This is a genomic window from Frankia sp. AgKG'84/4 (assembly GCF_023242965.2).
Lineage (GTDB): Bacteria > Actinomycetota > Actinomycetes > Frankiales > Frankiaceae > Frankia.
On sequence record NZ_JALKFU020000878.1, the window covers coordinates 1 to 883 of the forward strand.

Consider the following 883-nt stretch of genomic DNA (forward strand, 5'->3'; position numbering starts at 1 on the left):
GCCGGCGGGTGGCCCGGTCGGCCGGCGGCCTGACCGAGCGGCTGGCCGGGCTCGCGCCGCCCGAGCGCGAAGCGCTGCTCATCGACCTCGTCCGCGGTCAGGCTGCCGCCGTTCTCGGTCATGGCGGCGGCGGTGAGGTCGAGCCGGAGGCGGCGTTCAAGGACGCGGGCTTCGATTCGCTGACGGCCGTGGAGCTGCGCAACCGGCTGCGGGAGGCGACCGGGCTCAGACTGCCGACGACGCTGGTGTTCGACTATCCGAATCCGGTGGTGCTGGCCCGCTTCCTGCTCGGCGAGTTCGCGCCCGCCGCCCGCGTCGGTGCCGGGGTGTCCGGGTCCGCCGTGGGCGGCGCCGATCCGGCCGAGCCCGTCGCGATCGTCGGGATGGCCTGCCGGTTGCCGGGTGGGGTGGGCTCGCCCGTGGATCTGTGGCAGCTCCTCAGCGAGGGCCGGGACGGTGTGGGTGGTTTCCCGGTGGACCGGGGCTGGGACCTCGACGGCCTGTTCGACCCCGATCCCGACCGGCTCGGGACGTCGTATGTCGACCGGGGTGGTTTTCTGCACGAGGCTGGACTGTTCGACGCGGCGTTCTTCGGAATCTCGCCGCGTGAAGCGCTGGCGATGGATCCGCAGCAGCGGCTGCTACTGGAGGTCTCGTGGGAGGCCCTCGAACGGGCCGGCATCGATCCGGCCGCGCTGCGGGGCAGTGACGTCGGCGTGTACTCCGGTGTGATGGGCCAGGGCTACGGCTCGGGTGGCCCGGTGCCCCCGGAGCTCGAAGGCCTCACCGGGACCGGCGGGATGGGAAGCGTGGCGTCCGGCCGGGTGTCGTATGTGTTTGGGTTCGAGGGCCCGGCGGTCACTGTGGATACGGCTTGTTCGTC

The 883-nt window shown here is 72.7% G+C and carries 1 protein-coding gene; it reads left to right on the forward strand.

Annotation, left to right across the window (positions count from 1 at the left end; all coding sequences use genetic code 11):
• Window positions 1–883: acyl carrier protein (locus MXD58_RS25795; protein ID WP_250610309.1), on the forward strand; the 883-nt coding region annotated here is incomplete at both ends.